This window comes from Actinobacillus ureae ATCC 25976 (assembly GCF_000188255.1).
GTDB lineage: Bacteria > Pseudomonadota > Gammaproteobacteria > Enterobacterales > Pasteurellaceae > Actinobacillus > Actinobacillus ureae.
Genome location: NZ_GL831080.1, coordinates 1236971 through 1256369, shown reverse-complemented (window position 1 = coordinate 1256369; position 19399 = coordinate 1236971). Strand labels below are relative to the sequence as shown.

General features: G+C 39.1%; 22 protein-coding genes, 1 tRNA gene and 1 pseudogene. 12 read left to right on the top strand and 12 right to left on the bottom strand.

Going from position 1 to position 19399, the window contains the following annotated elements; all coding sequences use genetic code 11:
* Positions 1 to 70 precede the first annotated feature (70 nt).
* The 3 genes from HMPREF0027_RS13150 to HMPREF0027_RS13140 form a co-directional block, all read right to left on the bottom strand.
* A complete protein-coding gene (locus HMPREF0027_RS13150) occupies positions 71 to 199 on the bottom strand; it encodes a hypothetical protein (protein WP_005622998.1) in 129 nt (42 codons plus the stop codon).
* Positions 200 to 493: 294 nt separating this feature from the next.
* Complete coding sequence (locus tag HMPREF0027_RS13145) at positions 494 to 649, bottom strand: alkaline phosphatase (protein WP_244261843.1); 156 nt, start codon at positions 647 to 649, stop codon at positions 494 to 496.
* Entirely contained in the window at positions 597 to 1517 is a 921-nt protein-coding gene (locus HMPREF0027_RS13140; RefSeq protein ID WP_005622997.1) for an alkaline phosphatase, read from the bottom strand. The genes HMPREF0027_RS13145 and HMPREF0027_RS13140 overlap by 53 nt, the downstream gene beginning before the upstream one ends.
* A 171-nt stretch (positions 1518 to 1688) precedes the next feature.
* On the opposite strand from HMPREF0027_RS13140, the gene HMPREF0027_RS05905 reads away from it, so the two are divergent.
* The 11 genes from HMPREF0027_RS05905 (at position 1689) to yciH (ending at position 11278) form a co-directional block, all read left to right on the top strand.
* Positions 1689 to 3605 carry a DNA topoisomerase III gene (locus HMPREF0027_RS05905; RefSeq protein WP_044024448.1) on the top strand — a complete coding sequence of 639 codons (1917 nt, stop codon included), beginning with the start codon at positions 1689 to 1691 and terminating at the stop codon, positions 3603 to 3605.
* A 127-nt stretch (positions 3606 to 3732) separates the two neighbouring features.
* Entirely contained in the window at positions 3733 to 4062 is a 330-nt protein-coding gene (gene secG / locus HMPREF0027_RS05900; RefSeq protein ID WP_005622995.1) for a preprotein translocase subunit SecG, read from the top strand.
* A gap of 19 nt (positions 4063 to 4081) precedes the next feature.
* Positions 4082 to 4167: transfer RNA gene (locus HMPREF0027_RS05895), tRNA-Leu, on the top strand.
* Positions 4168 to 4769: 602 nt separating this feature from the next.
* Positions 4770 to 5798 carry an outer membrane-stress sensor serine endopeptidase DegS gene (gene degS / locus HMPREF0027_RS05890; protein WP_005622994.1) on the top strand — a complete coding sequence of 343 codons (1029 nt, stop codon included), beginning with the start codon at positions 4770 to 4772 and terminating at the stop codon, positions 5796 to 5798.
* A gap of 30 nt (positions 5799 to 5828) precedes the next feature.
* The gene (gene cmk / locus HMPREF0027_RS05885) at positions 5829 to 6503 is read left to right on the top strand and encodes a (d)CMP kinase (protein ID WP_005622993.1); all 675 of its coding nucleotides are present in this window, start codon (positions 5829 to 5831) and stop codon (positions 6501 to 6503) included.
* A gap of 98 nt (positions 6504 to 6601) precedes the next feature.
* The gene (rpsA, locus tag HMPREF0027_RS05880) at positions 6602 to 8269 is read left to right on the top strand and encodes a 30S ribosomal protein S1 (RefSeq protein WP_044024321.1); all 1668 of its coding nucleotides are present in this window, start codon (positions 6602 to 6604) and stop codon (positions 8267 to 8269) included.
* A gap of 71 nt (positions 8270 to 8340) precedes the next feature.
* Entirely contained in the window at positions 8341 to 8622 is a 282-nt protein-coding gene (locus tag HMPREF0027_RS05875; protein WP_005622991.1) for an integration host factor subunit beta, read from the top strand.
* A 52-nt stretch (positions 8623 to 8674) separates the two neighbouring features.
* Positions 8675 to 8965, top strand: coding sequence for a LapA family protein (locus HMPREF0027_RS05870; RefSeq protein ID WP_005622990.1), 291 nt, complete (start codon positions 8675 to 8677; stop codon positions 8963 to 8965).
* Complete coding sequence (lapB, locus tag HMPREF0027_RS05865; protein ID WP_005622989.1) at positions 8965 to 10152, top strand: lipopolysaccharide assembly protein LapB; 1188 nt, start codon at positions 8965 to 8967, stop codon at positions 10150 to 10152. The genes HMPREF0027_RS05870 and lapB overlap by 1 nt, the downstream gene beginning before the upstream one ends.
* A gap of 42 nt (positions 10153 to 10194) precedes the next feature.
* A complete protein-coding gene (gene pyrF / locus HMPREF0027_RS05860; protein WP_005622988.1) occupies positions 10195 to 10887 on the top strand; it encodes an orotidine-5'-phosphate decarboxylase in 693 nt (230 codons plus the stop codon).
* Positions 10888 to 10966: 79 nt separating this feature from the next.
* On the top strand, positions 10967 to 11278 hold the full coding sequence (gene yciH / locus HMPREF0027_RS05855) for a stress response translation initiation inhibitor YciH (RefSeq protein WP_005622987.1): 312 nt from the start codon (positions 10967 to 10969) through the stop codon (positions 11276 to 11278).
* A gap of 80 nt (positions 11279 to 11358) precedes the next feature.
* Here yciH and HMPREF0027_RS05850 read toward each other — a convergent pair whose 3' ends face one another.
* The 5 genes from HMPREF0027_RS05850 to yjgA form a co-directional block, all read right to left on the bottom strand.
* Positions 11359 to 11799 carry a PNPOx family protein gene (locus HMPREF0027_RS05850; protein ID WP_044024318.1) on the bottom strand — a complete coding sequence of 147 codons (441 nt, stop codon included), beginning with the start codon at positions 11797 to 11799 and terminating at the stop codon, positions 11359 to 11361.
* 48 nt (positions 11800 to 11847) lie between these two features.
* Entirely contained in the window at positions 11848 to 12561 is a 714-nt protein-coding gene (locus HMPREF0027_RS05845) for a DUF554 domain-containing protein (protein ID WP_005622985.1), read from the bottom strand.
* 2 nt (positions 12562 to 12563) lie between these two features.
* On the bottom strand, positions 12564 to 13136 hold the full coding sequence (locus HMPREF0027_RS05840; protein WP_005622984.1) for a UbiX family flavin prenyltransferase: 573 nt from the start codon (positions 13134 to 13136) through the stop codon (positions 12564 to 12566).
* A gap of 61 nt (positions 13137 to 13197) precedes the next feature.
* The gene (locus HMPREF0027_RS05835) at positions 13198 to 13569 is read right to left on the bottom strand and encodes a SirB2 family protein (RefSeq protein WP_005622983.1); all 372 of its coding nucleotides are present in this window, start codon (positions 13567 to 13569) and stop codon (positions 13198 to 13200) included.
* Between the two features lie 46 nt (positions 13570 to 13615).
* Entirely contained in the window at positions 13616 to 14146 is a 531-nt protein-coding gene (gene yjgA / locus HMPREF0027_RS05830) for a ribosome biogenesis factor YjgA (RefSeq protein ID WP_044024316.1), read from the bottom strand.
* Positions 14147 to 14253: 107 nt separating this feature from the next.
* On the opposite strand from yjgA, the gene pmbA reads away from it, so the two are divergent.
* Entirely contained in the window at positions 14254 to 15603 is a 1350-nt protein-coding gene (gene pmbA / locus HMPREF0027_RS05825) for a metalloprotease PmbA (protein ID WP_005622981.1), read from the top strand.
* 280 nt (positions 15604 to 15883) lie between these two features.
* Here the strand turns inward: pmbA and ilvN are convergent, their stop codons facing one another.
* The 4 genes and pseudogenes from ilvN to HMPREF0027_RS12570 form a co-directional block, all read right to left on the bottom strand.
* Entirely contained in the window at positions 15884 to 16375 is a 492-nt protein-coding gene (ilvN, locus tag HMPREF0027_RS05820; RefSeq protein WP_005622980.1) for an acetolactate synthase small subunit, read from the bottom strand.
* Positions 16368 to 18092 (bottom strand): acetolactate synthase 3 large subunit, encoded by a 1725-nt coding sequence (locus tag HMPREF0027_RS05815; RefSeq protein ID WP_005622979.1) that lies wholly within the window; start codon positions 18090 to 18092, stop codon positions 16368 to 16370. The genes ilvN and HMPREF0027_RS05815 overlap by 8 nt, the downstream gene beginning before the upstream one ends.
* 314 nt (positions 18093 to 18406) lie before the next feature.
* Positions 18407 to 19123: a carbonate dehydratase gene (can, locus tag HMPREF0027_RS05810; RefSeq protein WP_044024315.1), complete on the bottom strand. Its 717-nt coding sequence runs from the start codon at positions 19121 to 19123 to the stop codon at positions 18407 to 18409.
* Between the two features lie 121 nt (positions 19124 to 19244).
* Positions 19245 to 19399: pseudogene (locus HMPREF0027_RS12570) on the bottom strand (cold shock domain-containing protein); the annotation flags it as partial.

The following is a 19399-nucleotide window of genomic DNA, read 5'->3' as shown; positions in this document are numbered from 1 at the left end:
ACTACAGCCCCAATAAAAAACGCACCTTAAAATGCTAAGGTGCGTTTTTTCTAGCTATCGCTTTTAACGATTATTCCGCTTTAATCGCAAAAGCTTTGAGCATGGTACGGAAAATATCCGTGTTATCGACAAAGAATTGGCTTTCCGGCGCAGCTTTATAGTAAGTGCCTAAACCAGCCTCTGGTTTTGCAATGTCCAAGAAGTGTTTCGCACCAAAACCTTTAGCAAATACCGGTACTAATTCTCTCGTGTGATTATCTGAATACCAACGTACCAGCGGTAGTGCGCCTGCACCTTGATTAATGATTTCAGAGTAGAATTTGTCATTTGAGTCGGGACCTTGTAAGAAGCCGTTACCATGGTCGGTGGTTACAATTAATAACGTCTCATCCCAAGAACTATTGTTCTCAACCCACTTAACAGCTGCTTCGACAGCAAGGTTAAAACTGATTTGCTCTTCGACTAAACGAGGTAGATTATTAGCGTGTGCCGCCTAGTCCACCGCACCACCTTCCACCATTAAGAAGAAGCCTTTATCATTCTTACTGACCACATTTAATGCACCAAGAGTCATCGTGGCTAAGTCCGGTTGATTTTCAAGTAAATTTCCCGCAGTGACCCCGTCTTCGATTAAATTGTAATGTAGCATTATTCGGTACTGTGCCGAGAATTTTTTGTTTACCGTTAAAATCTAATTTACCTTCAGCAAGTGCAGCAAAATCGGCTTTGCTGTCAATCAATTTGTAATCGGTTCTGCCGGCGACTAAATTTTCCCAAGTTTCTTTACCGCCAACAAAGCGGAAGTCTTTTTCAGATTTAGGTTGAATAGCTTTACCATTTTGATCGAAATAAGGGTGACCGGCACCCATAATGACGGATGCTCGTCCGGATTTAACCGCTTCTTGAGCGATCTCAGCGTAATTATTGCGGTTTACATTATGCGATAAGAATCCTGCCGGTGTCGCGTGGCTCCATTGTACCGAGCTGATTACCCCAAGAGAACGACCTGATTCCACCACGTATTCACCAATATTTTTTATACGAGTATCATTGTTCGACCAGTTAATTGCATTATTATAGGTTTTTTGTCCGCTAGCGAGTGCAGTCGCTGCGGCAGCACTATCGGTAAAATCGGTTTGAGCATATTCATACCCACTGAAATAGCTGGTGTAGTTAGTGAGATTACCTTTGTGCTGATAAGCGGATTTATCTTTATTCCAAAGACTTTTCGGATCGAATTTAACAGAGTTTTTAAGTGAATGGGTAGGCTTGGTTGAAGTGTTAAGCGGATAGGTTGAAGTAAATAATTTTACATCAAATTTATCGTAAACTTCTTTACCTAATGCTCCATGGCGGAAATAGCTTGCCGCTTTCCAAGTATTAATACCGGCACCGTCACTGATCAATAAAATCACATTCTTTGCAGATTTAGGTTGTGCTTGTTCCGCTTGTGCGATTGCACTTTGCTGGAAAGTACTTGCTGCAATAAAAATAAAAGCGATTTTTGATAGCTTCATAAAAAAACTCCTTAAGGTTGCTATATAATTCGGCGTGAAGTTTACTGAGGAAATATGGCAATTTGAGAACAAGGGGGCCAGATACAGATCTTGTCCAACCTATTGCTTTTTAAAAAGAAAAATCAGACAATTTTGCCCAATAAAAGCAGAATGATGTTAGAGAAAAGAACTTTGAGAGTATTTTTAGCGGAAAAACCAAGTTTAGCAAGGGCAATCGCAGACGTCTTGCCTAAGCCGCATACCCGTGGTGATGGTTATATTCAATGTGGTGAACATGATGTGGTAACTTGGTGTATCGGCCATTTGTTAGAACAGGCTGAGCCGGACGCTTATGATGAGCGTTTTAAAATGTGGCGTATGGAACATTTGCCGATTATTCCGCAACAATGGAAATTAGTGCCCAAAAAAGAAACATTGAAGCAGCTACAAGCAGTCGAAAAATTGGTAAAAAAAGCAGATGTATTGGTAAACGCCGGTGACCCGGACAGAGAAGGGCAGCTGCTCGTTGATGAAGTGTTCAGCTATCTAAATGTACCGGCAGAAAAACGTAACCAGATTCAACGTTGTTTAGTCAGTGATCTCAATCCGAGTGCAGTAAAAAAAGCGATTGATAAATTGCAAAATAATCGTGATTTTATACCGCTTGCAACCTCTGCATTAGCACGTGCAAGAGCGGATTGGCTATACGGCATTAATATGACGCGCGCTTATACTTTACAAGGGCGTTGGGCAGGCTATCAGGGCGTATTATCGGTCGGGCGGGTACAAACTCCAGTATTGGGTTTGATTGTGCGCCGAGATTTGGAAATTGAACATTTTGTCCCTAAAGACTATTTTGAAGTATTAGCCCATATCGTTGTACCGGAAACCCAAGAACGTTTTACCGCGCAATGGCAACCGAGTAAGGCTTGCGAAGATTACCAAGATGAAGACGGTCGTGTGTTATCCAAAAGTTTGGCGGAAAATGTGGTTAAACGCATTACCGACCAAGCTGCATTGGTAACGGACTATCAGGATAAAATTGAAACCGAAACCGCTCCATTACCTTATTCATTATCGGTGTTACAAATTGATGCGGCACGTCGTTATGGGCTGTCGGCACAGGCGGTGTTGGATATTTGTCAGAAGTTGTATGAAACACATAAGTTGATTACTTATCCTCGTTCGGATAACCGTTATTTACCGAATGAGCATTATGCCGACCGTTTTAAGGTAATGGCGGCAATCGCTCATCACTTAGACGAATATAAAGAAAAGCCTGAAGTGGTTAATCCGGAAATCCGTAACCGTTGTTGGAATGATAAAAAGGTTGAAGCGCACCACGCAATTATCCCGACAGCTCGTCAAGGCTCGGTACAACTAACAGAAAACGAAAAGTGTATTTATCAACTGATTGCCCGTCAATACTTAATGCAATTTTGTCCGGATGCGGAATATCGTAAAGGTAAAATTGTATTGGATATCGCCGGTGGTGTTTTTAATGCACAAGCCCGAAACTTGATTGTCGCCGGTTGGAAAGCATTACTAGGTAAAGAAGACAGTGATGAAGTGTTAGAACCATTGTTACCGATTGTGAAGAAAGGACAGCAGTTACATTGTGAAAAGGGCGAGATTGTCAGTAAGAAAACTCAGCCGCCTCGTCATTTTACCGATGCAAGTTTATTATCGGCGATGACCGGTATTACGCGTTTTGTGCAAGATAAACAGCTTAAAAAGGTATTACGTGAAACGGACGGTTTAGGAACGGAAGCTACCCGTGCTGGGATCATCGAATTACTGTTCAAACGAGGGTTTTTAGTCAAAAAAGGACGTAATATCCATAGCACGGAAGCAGGTCGAATTTTAATTAGTGCGTTGCCGGATGAAGCAACTCAGCCGGATATGACAGCACATTGGGAAATGCAATTGACCGACATCAGTAAAAAGCAAGCGAGTTATCAGCAATTTATGGCAACGTTAACCGGCAAGCTTCCTGAATTGTTACATACGGAAAGACAGAAATTGCAAAATTTAAGTCGAATCCAACCGCCAGCCTCTTATCGTAAGCGGTCAAATTTTAAGAAAAATTTACAAACTGCTGAAAAATAAGGCAAATGTATAGTTGGAATAAAAAAATTACTTGCAAGCGGCAGGTTAAATCTATATTATGCTCGCCATCGCAAGTTGATTTTAATTTAAAAATCTGAAATTTATCGCGGAAAAATAGAGAGTTTAAATGTTAAACGTACTAACAATTATTTATCTCGTTGTTGCAATTGCATTAATCGGTTTTATTTTAATGCAGCAAGGTAAAGGTGCTGATGCCGGTGCTTCTTTTGGAGCAGGTGCTGCCGGAACTGTTTTCGGTTCAGCAGGTTCAGCAAACTTCTTATCAAGAACGACAGCGATTTTAGCAGTTATCTTTTTTGGTATTAGCTTACTTATTGGTTATTTGAATTCACACCAAGTAGCACCAAAAAGTCAATTCGAAGATTTAAGCGGTGTACAACAAAAGGTTGAACAGCCTGCAAAAGTAGAAACCCAAAATAACGATATTCCTCAATAGTTTTGGGAACAGAATTAAAGCTCTGGTGGTGGAATTGGTAGACACGCTATCTTGAGGGGGTAGTGTCCATAGGATGTGCGAGTTCGAGTCTCGCCCAGAGCACCAAAATTAGAAACCTAATCGGAAGATTAGGTTTTTTATACCCTAAAAAAATAGCCTGCTTATCACAGGCTATTTTTGTATATAGGTATATCACAATTTTCTAAATTGGTTGATTATCTTCCACTTCCTCAACTAATTTCTCACCTTTGCGAGTAAGTGCAAATAAAATGCTCAATAAACCTAAAGTAAATGCAGCCCAGCCGAAAGTAATGGAACTTCATCCTTCTGCCACATAGCTAATTGCCGCACAGCCCATCGTTAATAAAGTCGTTATAAATGTTCGCATTACAGCTCCGATACATTTGTTATTTTTTATATATTGTTAAGTAAGACCAAGGAGAATTGTCATATACTCCCCAAAAAAAGAACAACATTAAATTTATTATGGTTTAATAACTGATCAGACCTCTTGGGAGGGCGCACCATTATAACGATTTTTTTAGGAATAAACAATTAAAAGTACACAAAACTAGCAAATATAATTAGACTTATCTTTATACAGAAGGAAGATAATGTCGGATAAAGATAAGGAATGACCTGTTCTAAAGAAAAAAATTCTTATATAATGTCAAGCTCATTATGTTAGGAAAATTAAAGGATTGAGAATGAAGAAAAAAGCAATACAGGCGGTGGGTTTCGGACTTTTTTGTGCGTTTTTAATTCTCTATATCGCTCCTTTAGTCAATAATAAGATTCATGCTGTAGGGCAATCGAATATTGCTATCGCCAGTTATCATGATGCGGTGAAATTGGCTTCTCCAGCGGTAGTAAATGTTTACAACCGTTCTCCAAGCCAAAATGGGGATACTTTTGAAGTTAAAAATCTTGGGTCTGGTGTAATTATGACTGCGGATGGCTATATCTTAACGAATAAGCACGTTATCCAAAATGCCGCACAGATTATAGTTGCATTACAAACGGGGAAAATTTCAGATGCAACATTGGTTGGCGATGATACACTTACCGATTTAGCCGTATTGAAAATTAAGGCAGAAAATTTGCCGACGATCCCTCAGAATGATGAACGTCCAATTCGTATTGGTGATATAGTATTTGCAATAGGTAATCCATTTAACTTAGGTCAGAGTATTACACAGGGCATTATTAGTGCGACAGGGCGTAATGCGTTAACTGATGGTGGACGCCAGAACTTTATTCAAACGGATGCTTCGGTAAATCGAGGTAATTCAGGTGGTGCATTGATAAATTCAGCCGGTGAATTAGTTGGAATCAATACCTTAAGTCTAGGAAAAACCAGTGATGAATTAGCGGAAGGATTAAATTTTGCTATCCCCATTAATTTGGCAAAGCAAATTATGGATAAAATTATCAAAGATGGTCGGGTTATTCGAGGTTACTTTGGTGTAAATAGTTCGCTTTATTCTGCTGCTAGTCAGGAAAAGACTAAAGGGGTGTTAATTACCGGTGTTGCGGAAAATGGTCCAGCAGCACAAGCGGGGATTGAAGAGAATGATCGTATCTTGAAAGTGGGTGATGTAGATGCAGAATCGCCAACCCAAATGATAGATTTACTTGCCAATATAAAGCCGGGTACGCAAGTTAAAGTACAAGTTTTACGTAGCGGACAGGTTATGGAAGTAAATGTAATTATCGGCGAATTCCCAGAATTATAATGCTTTTGTCACTTTAGGTAGGAACAAAGAATGAGCAATTTTATTATTACTGTTGATGGCCCTAGTGGTGCTGGCAAAGGTACATTATGTCATGCATTAGCAGATAAATTGGGGTTTGATTTTTTAGATTCAGGCGCAATTTATCGCATTACCGCATTAGCAGCATTAAAAGCGGGTGTTGCATTAGATGATGAAGAACGTATCGCTGAAGTAGGTCGTCACCTCAATGTGAAGTTTATTCCTGAAAATGGCGAGATCAAAGTTATATTAGACAATGAGAATGTCGGTGATCAAATTCGTACTGCTGAAGCTGGACAAAATGCTTCGAAAGTGGCAGTGTTCCCTAAAGTAAGAGAAGCATTATTACAACGCCAGCGTGATTTCAGTTCTCCGAAAGGTTTAATTGCAGATGGACGAGACATGGGAACTGTTGTCTTCCCTGAAGCACAAGTTAAATTATTTCTTGATGCAAGTGCTGAAGAACGCACAAAAAGACGTGTAAAACAGTTGCAAGAAAAGGGATTTAATGCTAACTTTGAAGAGATTTTAGCCGAGATTAAAGAACGAGACTTTCGCGATAGAAATCGCCCTGTTGCGCCTTTAGTTCCGGCTAAAGATGCGTTATTGTTAGATTCGACAACCCTGTCGATTGAAGAGGTAATTGCTCAAGCATTAGAGCATATTGCTAAATTCAGAACAATTTAATGTTTATTTTGCTAAACATAGGATGTGTTTGGTGATTATTACTAACCCCGTTTAACAGGATGTTGGATGGATGTTCATTTTTATTTAAGAAGAAAATTATGTCAGAAAATTTTGCTCAACTACTTGAAGAATTCCTAGCAACAGAAGCTCGTTTAGGTTCTGTAGTTAAAGGTACTGTAGTAGCTATCCAAAAAGGCTATGTAATCGTTGATACAGGTTTCAAATCTGAATCATCAATCCCAGCTGAAGAATTCACAAATGCTCAAGGCGAACTTGAAGTTCAAGTTGGCGACCAAGTAGACGTGGTTCTTAAAGCAGTTGAAGATGGCTTCGGTGAAACAGTAGTTTCTCGTGGTGATGCAAAACGTAACGAAGCTTGGATTGCTTTAGAGAAAGCATTTGAAGAACAAGCTACAGTTATCGGTTTTGTTAACGGTAAAGTGAAAGGCGGTTTCACTGTTGAGTTAAACGGTGTTCGCGCATTCTTGCCAGGTTCATTAGTTGATACTCGCCCAGTTCGTGATTCTTTAAACTTAGAAGGTAAAGAGTTAGAATTCAAAGTAATCAAACTTGACCAAAAACGTAACAACGTAGTTGTTTCTCGTCGTGCAGTAATCGAATCAGAAAGCAACCAAGATCGTGATGAAGTATTAGCGAACTTAGTTGAAGGTTCTGTAGTTAAAGGTACAGTTAAAAACTTAACTGACTACGGTGCATTCGTTGATTTAGGTGGCGTTGACGGTTTATTACACATCACCGATATGGCTTGGAAACGTGTTAAACACCCAAGCGAAGTTGTTAATGTAGGTGATGAAGTAACTGTTAAAGTATTAAAATTTGACAAAGACCGTACTCGTGTATCATTAGGCTTAAAACAATTAGGTCAAGATCCATGGGCAGCAATCGCTCAAAATCACCCAGTAAACAGCAAATTAACTGGTAAAGTAACTAACTTAACAGACTACGGTTGTTTCGTTGAAATTTTAGACGGTGTTGAAGGTTTAGTTCACGTTTCAGAAATGGATTGGACAAACAAAAACATCCACCCATCTAAAGTTGTTAGCGTAGGTGATGTAGTTGAAGTAATGGTACTTGAAGTTGATGAAGAACGTCGTCGTATCTCATTAGGTTTAAAACAATGTAAAGCAAACCCTTGGGAACACTTCGCAGCAACTCACAACAAAAACGATAAAGTGACAGGTAAAATCAAATCTATCACTGATTTCGGTATCTTCATCGGTCTTGAAGGTGGTATCGACGGTTTAGTTCACTTATCTGATATTTCTTGGAATGTTTCAGGTGAAGAAGCTGTTCGTAGCTACAAAAAAGGTGACGAAGTAGAAGCAGTTGTATTACAAGTTGATGCAGTGAAAGAGCGTATTTCTTTAGGTATCAAACAATTAGAATCAGATCCGTTCACAAACTTCGTAGACAGCACTAAAAAAGGTGCTATCGTGACTGGTAAAGTTGTAGAAATTGATGCTAAAGGTGTTAAAGTTGAGTTAGCAGGTGGCGTGGAAGCGTTCATCCGTGCTAACGAAGCAACTCGTGATCGCGTTGAAGATATCACTACAGTAATTTCTGCTGGTGATTCAATCAAAGCGAAATACACTGGCGTTGATCGTAAATCTCGCGTTGTTAACTTATCTGTTCGTGCGAAAGATGAAGCTGAAGAATCAGCAGCAATCGCTCAAGTGAACAAACAACAAGAAGTTGAGATGCCAAACGCAATGGCAGCAGCTTTCCAAGCAGCTAAAGGCGAATAATTAGCGTCTTTCTAATTGAAAGCGGGTATGTGAAAGCATATCCGCTTTGATTTAAATAATCAGGAGAAACTATGACTAAATCAGAACTTATTGACAATTTAGTATCACTTAATCCGACATTACAAGTAAAATCTGTAGAAGATGGCGTAAAAGAGCTTTTAGAGCAAATTATGTTGTCTTTAGAACAGGGTGAACGAGTTGAAGTAAGAGGATTTGGTAGTTTTTCTTTACATTATCGCCAGCCTCGTCTAGGTCGTAATCCTAAAACAGGTGAAAGTGTTAAATTAGATGCGAAATACGTTCCTCATTTTAAAGCTGGAAAAGATTTAAAAGAGCGTGTTGATTTAGCATAAATAGTTGTATCATAACTATTTGTTTTACCTATCTAAATAGAGGAAAGAGACGATGAAATATATTTTAGGTATTTTAATTACCTTAGCGGTAATTATGGTTGCGGTGACCATTGGTGCAAATAACGATCAATTGATCACTTTCAATTATGTCCTTGCTCAGAGCGAATTACGTTTATCTAGCCTCGTTGCCATTTTATTTGGTTTTGGCTTAATTTTAGGTTGGTTAATTACAGGTGTATTTTATTTACGTCTTAAATTACAAAATATTACACTCAATCGCCGAGTGAAAAGACAGGCGCAGCAAATTACAGAATTAACGACCACTACGCCAAAGGCTGAGTAATGCTTGAACTACTGTTCCTTTTATTGCCAATTGCCGCCCTTTATGGGTGGTATATGGGACAACGAAGTGCAAAAAGGGATCAAGAATCTGTCAATAATAAATTTTCCCGTGATTATGTTACGGGATTAAATTTTCTTTTATCTAATCAGCAGGAAAAGGCAGTTGATCTTTTTCTGTCGATGCTCCAAAAACAAGAATCTGAAAATCAGATCACTACCGAATCTCAATTTGAAGCTGAACTTACACTCGGGAATTTATTTCGTTCCCGTGGTGAGGTTGATCGTGCTTTACGTATTCACCAAGCGCTTGATGCGAGTCCACATTATTCCATAGAAAAAAAATTACTTGCTAAACAGCAATTGGCAAAAGACTTTATGGCTGCCGGTTTTTATGATCGTGCTGAAAATTACTATATTTTATTACTTGATGAGTCTGAGTTTGCTGTTAATTCGTTAACACAATTAATGGTAATTTATCAGAAAACTAAAGAATGGAAAAAGGCGATCAATGTTTCCGAAAAGCTGTTAAAAATTGAGCCGGATACAGATAAAGTACCATTAGCACATTATTATTGTGAATATGCTCAAACAATAAAAACGGAAAATGTTGAAGAACATTTAAATGCTTTGAAAAAAGCCTTGGAATATTCTCCACTTTGTGCGAGAGCGTCGATTTTATTAGGCGATTATTATTTAGAACAATACCAATTTAAACAAGCTTTAGTGCATTTTGAACATTTGGTGGTACAAGACCCGAGTTATATCAGTGAAGTGTTAAATAAAATTAAGGCTTGTTATATTGCGCTTAATGATTTAGTTAATTATGAGTTATTCCTTATTCGAGCTAATCAGATAAAGCATAACAGTAGTGTAGATATTGCGTTAACTGAATTTATTGAACAAAAAGATGGCATCACAGCGGCACATTCAAAGCTTTATCAGCAATTGAGTCAGTATCCTAATATGTTGACCTTTCATCGTTTTATCCATTATCAGATTAATGAAGCGGAGGTCGGAAAAGCAAAAGACAGTTTGGTACTTTTACATAACATGGTTGGCGATCGTATTAAAAAAGGCTTCCAATATCGCTGCTTAAACTGTGGTTACCAAAGTTATCGTCTAAGTTGGTATTGTCCTTCTTGTCGCCAATGGGAACAAATTAAACCGATTCACAGTATTGATACATAAACACGCAAGTATATTTATAAACTGAAAATTGAGGAGTCCGATATGGATAATAAAATTATTGTTGCCTTAGATTATGAAACGGAACATGAAGCCTTAAGCTTTGTGGATCAAGTCGATCCGTCTCTTTGCCGTTTAAAAGTTGGCAAAGAAATGTTTACCACCTTAGGAACAAATTTTGTTAAACAATTACATGAACGTAAATTTGATGTTTTCCTCGATTTAAAATATCACGACATTCCGAATACTGTTGCACGTGCGGTTCGTTCTGCTGCCGATTTAGGTGTTTGGATGGTCGATTTGCACGCTTCAGGTGGTTTAACCATGATGGAAGAAGCGAAAAAAATCTTAGAGCCGTATGGTAAAGATGCGCCGTTATTAATTGCAGTAACAGTATTAACTAGTATGGAAGATTTGGACTTGTTACAAATTGGAATCAACGCTTCACCGATGGAACAAGTTATTCGTTTAGCGCATCTTGCACAACGTGCCGGTTTAGACGGTGTGGTTTGTTCTTCACAAGAAGTAGAAGTGCTTCGTACACATTGTGGTAAAGACTTTAAATTAGTCACACCGGGTATTCGCCCGGAAGGTTCGGATTTCGGTGATCAGCGTCGTGTAATGGCACCAAAACAAGCAATTGATACTGGTTCAGACTATTTAGTGATTGGTCGACCGATTACCCAAGCTCAAGACCCATTAGCGGTATTAAAATCAATTAATGCTTCTATTCGTTAATTGATGATTGATTGTCTAAGGTGGGCTGTATGTCCACCTTTTTTATTTTAAGCGGTTAAATTTTTAGGATTTTTTACTGATGACATTAGTATATTCAACAGAAAGTGGGCGCATTGTGCCAGAGAAAGTAAAAGCGGAGCGTCCGAAAGGTGACGGAATTGTGCGCATTCAGCGCCAAACTAGTGGCAGAAAAGGTAAAGGCGTGAGTGTGATCAGCGGATTAGATTTGGATGATGTTGAACTCAAATTATTAGCGGCAGAACTGAAAAAACGCAGTGGTGTTGGCGGCTCAGTAAAAGATGGATTGATTGAGATTCAAGGTGATAACCGAGACTTACTGAAACAAATCTTGGAACACAAAGGCTTCAAAGTAAAACTTGCCGGTGGTTAATCATCATTATACAAGCGGTTAAATTTGGCTAAATTTTTGCAAAAAATTAGTGAAATTTAACCGCTTGTTTCTTAGAAAAGCTAGATTTTTTCTCTTTCCCAAATGGTTTTCTTTGCGAAAACCAATTTATTCCCAGTATGTTTAATCATATCAAAGCGAATTTCCCATACATCACTCGGTTTTAAGCGGGCGATTGGATGGCGAGTATAATAGCAATCTAAAGCCTCTTGGCGAGCTGTTGAATCAATTAAACAGTTGCAATGCGCTGAGAATTGAACACCTTCAATGTCGGTAAGCGTTTCAACTTGAGCGGCAATTGTGCCTACAACATGTGAGTTTTTTTGCATCAGCAGACCGTGGCGAGTGTTTTTATCGGTAAGAATGATTAAGCGAACTTGTTCGCTATCGAAAGAATAAAAACAGTTTGCCGCCCAAAAGTCATTTTCGCCATAGATAGCAAAACTCACGACATGATTTTGGTGGATAAAACGGCTGATATGGGAGGGAAGATTCTGCATCATATATTCTTTTTTAGAATATCCCGCCAGAATAGTGGGATATTGCATCTATTAAGCTACAAACATTTGCCAAAAATAAGAGAAAGGCATCACTAAAATCAGTGCCGGTAGCATATTGGCAACGGCAAAATGTTTGATACCGCAGATACGTAAGCCGGTTGCGAGCATAATAAAACCGCCGGCAGTTGAAAAGTCAGCTAACATATTTGGTGTGGTTAGTGGCATAATCAAGCTGACTAATAATGCTAAGCTGACTTGCACGAGAATCAATGGCACGGCAATGCTTGAAACCGCATAACCCAAAGTAGCGGCAAAAATGCAGGCAGTGAAGAAATCTAAAATCGCTTTAATAAACAATACGAAAGGGTCTCCGGTCATGCCTTCTTTCATTGAGCCGAATACGCCCATGCCGCTGGCACAAAATAGAATAAGAATCGCAACGAATTGATTTAAGAATTCTTGATGTGAAACACCGGATGGTGGGAAAATTTTATCCACCGTACCTCGCATTTTACCGGCTAAGCTACCGATACCTTTTTCTAAACAAATTAACTCGCCGATAATTGTTCCAACAATTAATGCCAATACCACGACAGACATATTTTTTGCGCCGATAATCAACATAATGCCCAAGCCCATTGAGCAAAGCCCAAATAGCGGAGGTAAGTTACTTTTCACTCGCTCGGGTAATTTTGCACCTAAGAATGCACCGATAAGTCCACCGATTAATACGGCTGCACCATTGACATAAGGACCTACAAGCATATTTACTCCTTATTGTTCGCTTCGCCCCAGCGAGGCATTGGCAAATTAAAATCAAATAGATCTAATGCTTTAGAAACACTGTGTGTTACCAGCTCATCTATCGTAGTTGGGTTTTGATAGAAAGCGGGTACCGGAGGGAAAATGATGCCGCCCATTTCCGTGACTCGTCGCATATTATCAATATGAGCTAAGTTAAGTGGGGTTTCTCGTACCATTAATACCAATTTACGACGTTCTTTTAATACGACATCTGCCGCTCGAGTTAAAAGATTATCGCTAAAGCCGAGCGCAATCGCTGAAAGCGTGCGAATAGAACAAGGGGCGACTAACATGCCTAGGGTTTTGAAAGAACCGCTGGCAATACTAGCGCCGACATTATGAATAGAATGTACTTGTGAAGCTAAATCCAGAAGCTGTTCTCGCTCAATATTTGTTTCTAATGAGCGAGTCATTTCTGCCCCTTTAGTGAGTACTAAATGGGTTTCCACATCAAGCGATTTAAGTAATTCAAGTGCTTTATAGCCGTATTGAAAGCCGCTTGCGCCACTAATACCAATAATAATTCGTTGTTTCATAAGTAACTAAAAAAGCGGTCGAATTTTGCAAAAAAATTGCAAATTTTGACCGCTTATAAGATTAGCGTAAGGTTGCTACCAACATGGTTAACATAAAGCTTACCACAGCTAAGATAAAGTTTTTAAGCGAGAATGGTTGTGATTTTTTAAATGCTTTAGCACTGAATACGATATAAAGCACTAAAAACGCAATCTTAGGGATAAGCCATTGCATTTCATTTAGAGCATAGATACCGTTTGAAAGCAAAATCACGAGTAGAATGATACCTGAAACAAGTAATAGCGTATCAATCAGGTGTGGAGTAATACGTAAAATTTTATATTGACGCCAGTCCACCATTTTTGACGCGAGTACGCCACGTGTTAGTAACAAGATCAAGCTGATATAGGCAAAGCCTACATGGGCTAACACTAATTGAGGAAAAAATTCCATAATCACTCCTAGATTAAATAAAAAAATAAGCGGTCAAAATTGTCAATTATTCTGCAATTTCAGTTTTTAAATATTGGAAAATCTCACGATAGTTTTTAGCCGGTTTATTCGCCTCACGTTCTTTTTGCGCACCACGAATCAAGTTGCGTAAATGTTGGCGATCTAATTGCGGATACTCGTTCAGTAAATGATTTAAAGACGCATCGCCCATATTGACTAGTTGATCACGCACTAATTCCAGCTTGTGTAGTAACGCTTGCTGTTGGTTATGGCGGTTTTTTACTTTATCCAACGCTTCTTGGATCGGCTCCGGATCACGATTACGCAATAATTTACCGATAAACTGGATTTGACGGCGGCGAGCTTCAAGTTTAAAACCTTGTGCTTGACGAATGGCATCTTTTAAATCTTCGTCAAGTGGGATCTTTTCGAGGTTTTGCAGGGTTAATTCAATTAATTCTGCTCCGAGTTTTTTTAGATGTTCTGAATCTCGTTTAATTTCGCTTTTACTCACCCAGATGATTTCTTCTTCCTCATCCGTCCAATCAATTTCATTTTTGCTACGTTTTTTAGCCATTGTTATTCCTTCAATCGTAAAAAATACCATATTTTAACAGAAATTTAAGGTAGAATATATGCATCGTACTCAGCCATTTTTAATTATCAATTTTAAGCTAACAAATCATGTCATTAACAACAAAACAAGATCTCCAAAAACAAGAGCAAGAACTTCGTCAAGCGGTTGAATTTGCCCTTAATTTTGCAAAAAAATCAGGTGCAGAAGCGGAAGTCGGGGTAACAAAAGTTGCCGGGTTATCGGTTTCAACTCGTTTAGAACAAACAGAGAATATCGAATTTAATAATGATGGTTCGCTCGGCATTTCGGTATATGTAGGGAAACGTAAGGGAAATGCGTCAACTTCGGATTTACAACCACAATCGATTCAACGTGCAGTCGAATCTGCACTGGCGATTGCCAAATATACCTCGGAAGATGAATGTGCCGGTTTAGCTGATAAAGAGATGATGGCATTTGATGCGCCGGATTTAGAGCTTTATCACCAAGCGGATATTTCGGTAGAACAAGCGGTTGAATTGGCCTTAGAAGCGGAACACCATGCTTTAAATGCAGATGAGAAAATTGTGAATAGTGAAGGGGCAACTTTTAATTCGCATAGTGGTGTGCGCGTATATGGTAACACGCACGGTATGTTGCAAAGCTATCTTTCAAGTCGCTATTCGCTTTCTTGTAGTGTGATTTCTGCCTATGAAGATCAATTGGAACGTGATTATGAATATACGATTTCACGTGAGTTCGACAAGTTACAATCGCCGGAATGGGTCGGTCGCCAAGCCGCGTTTAAAGCGGTTGATCGCTTAAATCCACAAAAGATCAAAACTTGTGAAGTACCCGTGATTTTCTATAACGATGTAGCAACCGGTTTAGTCGGGCATTTGGCCGGTGCCATTAGCGGTGGAGCCTTATATCGTAAATCAAGTTTCTTATTAGATAAGTTAGGTACACAAATTTTACCAAGTTGGTTTGCAATTTCTGAACGCCCACATTTATTACGCCAATTAGCTTCATCCGCTTTCGACAGTGAAGGGGTTATTACCCAAGATAGAGAAATTATTACTGATGGTGTATTGCAAACTTATCTGATGACCAGCTATTCGGCACGTAAGATGGGCTTAAAAACGACTGGACACGCAGGCGGTATTCATAACTGGTTAGTCAAACCAAACCGAACAGGCGGTTTAGACACGCTTCTAAAAGAGATGGGAACCGGTTTATTAGTGACTGAATTTTTAGGATCAGCGATTAATGCGGTAACCGGCGAGTATTCACGCGGAGCGGCAGGTTTTTGGGTTGAAAATGGCGAGATTCAGTATCCGGTGGCGGAAATTACCATTGCCGGTCAGTTACAAGAAATGTATAAAAATTTAGTCGCAGTTGCTGATGATATTGAGCATCGCTCTAATATTCAAACCGGTTCGATTTTATTAGATAAGATGAAAATTTCCGGCGAATAAAAAATTTACATTATTTGAGAATAATTCTTATTGACATTAACGGGGCTATTACCTACAATAGACCCTGTTACATTTTAGGGTAATGTAACACTGCTAAATAACTTTATTGTCATATGAAGTTATAAAGCAATTAGGGTAAAAGTAAATTCGTTAGGTCAAAATAGCTAGTCCGTAAGGGCTAGCTATTTTTTTATGTTAAATTTTGTAAAAATTTTGACAAATTTGACCGCTTGTATTACAAGCAAAAGAAAAGGCGAACTTTTGTTCGCCTTGTAAAAAATTATAAACAGTTCTTATCGCCACGAGAAAGACTAATAACGCCTGAGCGTACAATTTCAACTACGGTCGTTTCTTGTTTTACCGCTTCAATAAAGGCATTCAGCTTTTCACTAGTACCGGATAATTGAATGGTGTAGAGCTTCGGCGTAATATCCACGATTTGTCCTCGGAAAATATCCGCCATACGTTTTAATTCGTCACGAGCTGAACCTGTTGCTCTCACTTTCAACAATAACACTTCACGTTCAATGTGTTCGGTAGGACTTAAATTTGATACCTTGAACACATCAATCAGTTTATGTAATTGTTTTTCGATCTGCTCAAGCACGTTTTCGTCTCCTTGAGCAACAATCGTCATACGAGAAAGTGTTTCATCGTCAGTCGGTGCAACGGTTAAACTTTCGATATTAAACCCACGTTGAGAAAAAAGACCTACCACACGGGATAATGCACCCGATTCGTTTTCGAGTAATACTGATAATGTTCTACGCATCTGTTCTCTCCGTTTTGCTTAAAATCATCTCATTCATTGCACCGCCACGAATTTGCATTGGGTAAACGTGTTCGGTTTCATCTACTTTTACATCGACAAACACTAATTTGTCTTTGATGGCAAAAGCTTGGGTGAGTTTTTCTTCCAATTCGCTAGGGTGATCAATCGTAATACCGATATGACCGTAAGCTTCAGCTAATTTTGCGAAATCAGGTAATGAATTCATATAAACTTGTGAATGTCGACCTGAATAAATCAAGTCTTGCCACTGTTTTACCATACCTAAGAAGCGGTTATTTAAACTCACAATCACAACCGGTGTGCCATATTGTTTTGCGGTTGAAAGTTCTTGGATATTCATTTGGATTGAACCGTCACCGGTGACGCACACAACAGTCGCTTCCGGATGGGCAAATTTTACACCGATTGCAGCCGGTAAGCCGAATCCCATTGTGCCGGCACCACCTGAATTAATCCAACGGCGAGGTTGTTCAAACGGGTAGTGAAGAGCGGCCAACATTTGGTGTTGACCAACATCTGAAGCAACATAGGCATCACCTTTGGTGATTTGATGAATTAATCGGATCACTTGTTGCGGCTTGATTACATCATTACTTTCTTCAAAGTTTAAACATTGGCGTGCTTTCCATTCATTAATTTGTTGCCACCAAGCGGTCAAATCTGCCTGATTTTTTGCAAGATTTTCTTCTTCCAACAAACTGAGGAATTCTTCTAATACATTTTTCGCACTACCTACGATCGGAATATAAGCCGGTACGGTTTTTGAAATAGAAGCCGGATCGATATCAACATGAATGACTTTTGCATTTGGGCAATATTTTGCCAGATTATTCGTAGTACGGTCATCAAAACGTACACCAATACCAAGAATTAAATCACTCTCGTGCATCGTATTATTCGCTTCATAAGTGCCGTGCATACCGAGCATCCCTAAGAATTGTTTGTTTGATGCAGGGAAAGCGCCTAAACCCATTAATGAACTGGTAACCGGTAAGTTTAATTTGGTGGCAAAATCGGTCAGCTGCGTTGCACATTCAGCAGAAATAACCCCACCACCGATATATAACACCGGTTTTTTGGCGACTAATAAGGCTTTTAACGCTTTTTTAATTTGCCCTTTATGACCTTGTACGGTCGGGTTATATGAACGTAACGAAACCTCTTTCGGATATTCATAGGTAAATTTATTTGCAGGATTTACCATATCTTTCGGGATATCAATCAATACTGGACCTAGGCGGCCGGTTGAAGCAATATAAAAGGCTTTTTTGATGGTTGAAGGAATATCTTCCGGATTTTTGATCATAAAGCTGTGCTTAACTACAGGACGTGAAATGCCTAGCATATCGCATTCTTGGAAAGCATCGCTACCGATTAAACTGGAAGGTACTTGACCGGTTAAGATCACAAGCGGAACAGAATCGGCATAAGCGGTAGCAATACCTGTAATTGCATTGGTTGCACCAGGGCCGGATGTTACTAACACACAACCGACTTTACCTGTTGAGCGAGCGTAACCGTCCGCCATATGTACCGCAGCTTGTTCATGGCGTACAAGTACATGATTGATATTATCAAGCGTATGAATGGCATCATAAATATCTAATACTGAACCACCCGGATAGCCGAAAACGTATTCTACGCCTTCGTCTTTCAAGGACTGAACAACCATTTCTGCACCAGAAAGTTTTTTCATTGAATCCTCCAACGATTTTTTAAGTGAAATATTGTGTTTGCTTTATATGTGTCGGTGATTTTGCTAAAAAATAAAATATTTGTCTAGAGGTGGCAAAGTGTCCTAATGATGCTTTGTTTAGTTTTATATGCTGCGTTTTTTTTTGGATATTTGGAATTTTATAAAATTAAATGGCATTTTTTTTGATTAAATAATATTTTTAACCAAATTTTATAAAATGAGAAGAATTAAATCTTTTTTGTGAAGAAAAGTAAAAATACTCAGAATAGGTAGGACAAAAAAATAGTGTGAATATGTCACACTATTTTTCTCATTTAATCAAAGTAGGCATTTTCGAGAGAAACTGCTTGTTCAGGTTGTTTATTAGCAATCATTTCTTCCACTTCAGTGGTGAGTTTGGCAATCGCATTGCGGTAGGTAATCTCAAGCGTTTCTGTGCTCGTTGCCATCACGCCTTGATCATTTAAGAAACCATCGTTGACATCATATACCCAGCCGTGAATCGACAGTTTCTTACCTCGATTCCAAGCAGCCGTCACAATCGAGCTGCGTCCTAAATTGTAAACTTGTTCGGCAACATTTAAGCGGGTAAGCATATTAGCTCGCTGTTCCGCCGGCAAATTACCGAGTAAATAACTGTGTTTGAACCAGAGATCACGGATGTGCAAGAGCCAATTGCTAATTAAACCATAATCTTCAACGGTTCCCATCGCCGCTTTAATACCGCCGCAATTGGTATGGCCGCAAATAATGATATGTTCGATATCTAATACATCGACCGCATACTGCACGACAGAAAGGCAATTTAGGTCGGTATGAATAACTAAGTTTGCTACATTACGGTGAACGAAGAGTTCACCGGGGCCTAAGCCAGTTAATTTTTCTGCGGGAACACGGCTGTCTGAACAGCCAATCCAAAGGTAAGCCGGTTTTTGGTGTTCGGCAAGCTGTTTAAAGTAATCCGATTGCTCATCCTTCATCCGAGTTGCCCAAGCATGATTATTGGTAAACAGTTGTTCAATTTGTTTCATCATGTTCCTTAATATTGTTATCAAATTGTTAGGTATTCTAGCATAAAGCTAAACAAAATAAAAAAGCGGTTGAATTTACAAGATTTTTTGCAAATTCAACCACTTTCGGTAATTCTGTTGTTTACTCGACTAAACTAATTTTGGCCGCTGATGCACCACGTTCACCGTTAATGAGCTCAAATTGTACTTTTGCCCCACTTTGAGTGAACGGTAACCTTCACTCTGAATTTCTGAAAAATGGGCAAAAATATCTCCTTCAAAAGATTCGCAAGGGGG

Excerpts from the sequence above, each read along its gene's own strand:
- cmk (WP_005622993.1), top strand. The coding sequence starts at position 5,829 with ATGAGCAATTTTATTATTACTGTTGATGGCCCTAGTGGTGCTGGCAAA.
- yjgA (WP_044024316.1), bottom strand. The coding sequence starts at position 14,146 with ATGGCTAAAAAACGTAGCAAAAATGAAATTGATTGGACGGATGAGGAA.
- yciH (WP_005622987.1), top strand. The coding sequence starts at position 10,967 with ATGACATTAGTATATTCAACAGAAAGTGGGCGCATTGTGCCAGAGAAA.
- HMPREF0027_RS13140 (WP_005622997.1), bottom strand. The coding sequence starts at position 1,517 with ATGAAGCTATCAAAAATCGCTTTTATTTTTATTGCAGCAAGTACTTTC.
- HMPREF0027_RS05815 (WP_005622979.1), bottom strand. The coding sequence starts at position 18,092 with ATGAAAAAACTTTCTGGTGCAGAAATGGTTGTTCAGTCCTTGAAAGAC.
- HMPREF0027_RS05835 (WP_005622983.1), bottom strand. The coding sequence starts at position 13,569 with ATGGAATTTTTTCCTCAATTAGTGTTAGCCCATGTAGGCTTTGCCTAT.
- HMPREF0027_RS13145 (WP_244261843.1), bottom strand. The coding sequence starts at position 649 with ATGCTACATTACAATTTAATCGAAGACGGGGTCACTGCGGGAAATTTA.
- HMPREF0027_RS05845 (WP_005622985.1), bottom strand. The coding sequence starts at position 12,561 with ATGCTTGTAGGTCCTTATGTCAATGGTGCAGCCGTATTAATCGGTGGA.
- lapB (WP_005622989.1), top strand. The coding sequence starts at position 8,965 with ATGCTTGAACTACTGTTCCTTTTATTGCCAATTGCCGCCCTTTATGGG.
- pyrF (WP_005622988.1), top strand. The coding sequence starts at position 10,195 with ATGGATAATAAAATTATTGTTGCCTTAGATTATGAAACGGAACATGAA.
- HMPREF0027_RS05850 (WP_044024318.1), bottom strand. The coding sequence starts at position 11,799 with ATGATGCAGAATCTTCCCTCCCATATCAGCCGTTTTATCCACCAAAAT.
- pmbA (WP_005622981.1), top strand. The coding sequence starts at position 14,254 with ATGTCATTAACAACAAAACAAGATCTCCAAAAACAAGAGCAAGAACTT.
- degS (WP_005622994.1), top strand. The coding sequence starts at position 4,770 with ATGAAGAAAAAAGCAATACAGGCGGTGGGTTTCGGACTTTTTTGTGCG.
- rpsA (WP_044024321.1), top strand. The coding sequence starts at position 6,602 with ATGTCAGAAAATTTTGCTCAACTACTTGAAGAATTCCTAGCAACAGAA.
- ilvN (WP_005622980.1), bottom strand. The coding sequence starts at position 16,375 with ATGCGTAGAACATTATCAGTATTACTCGAAAACGAATCGGGTGCATTA.
- HMPREF0027_RS05870 (WP_005622990.1), top strand. The coding sequence starts at position 8,675 with ATGAAATATATTTTAGGTATTTTAATTACCTTAGCGGTAATTATGGTT.
- HMPREF0027_RS05875 (WP_005622991.1), top strand. The coding sequence starts at position 8,341 with ATGACTAAATCAGAACTTATTGACAATTTAGTATCACTTAATCCGACA.
- secG (WP_005622995.1), top strand. The coding sequence starts at position 3,733 with ATGTTAAACGTACTAACAATTATTTATCTCGTTGTTGCAATTGCATTA.
- can (WP_044024315.1), bottom strand. The coding sequence starts at position 19,123 with ATGAAACAAATTGAACAACTGTTTACCAATAATCATGCTTGGGCAACT.
- HMPREF0027_RS05840 (WP_005622984.1), bottom strand. The coding sequence starts at position 13,136 with ATGAAACAACGAATTATTATTGGTATTAGTGGCGCAAGCGGCTTTCAA.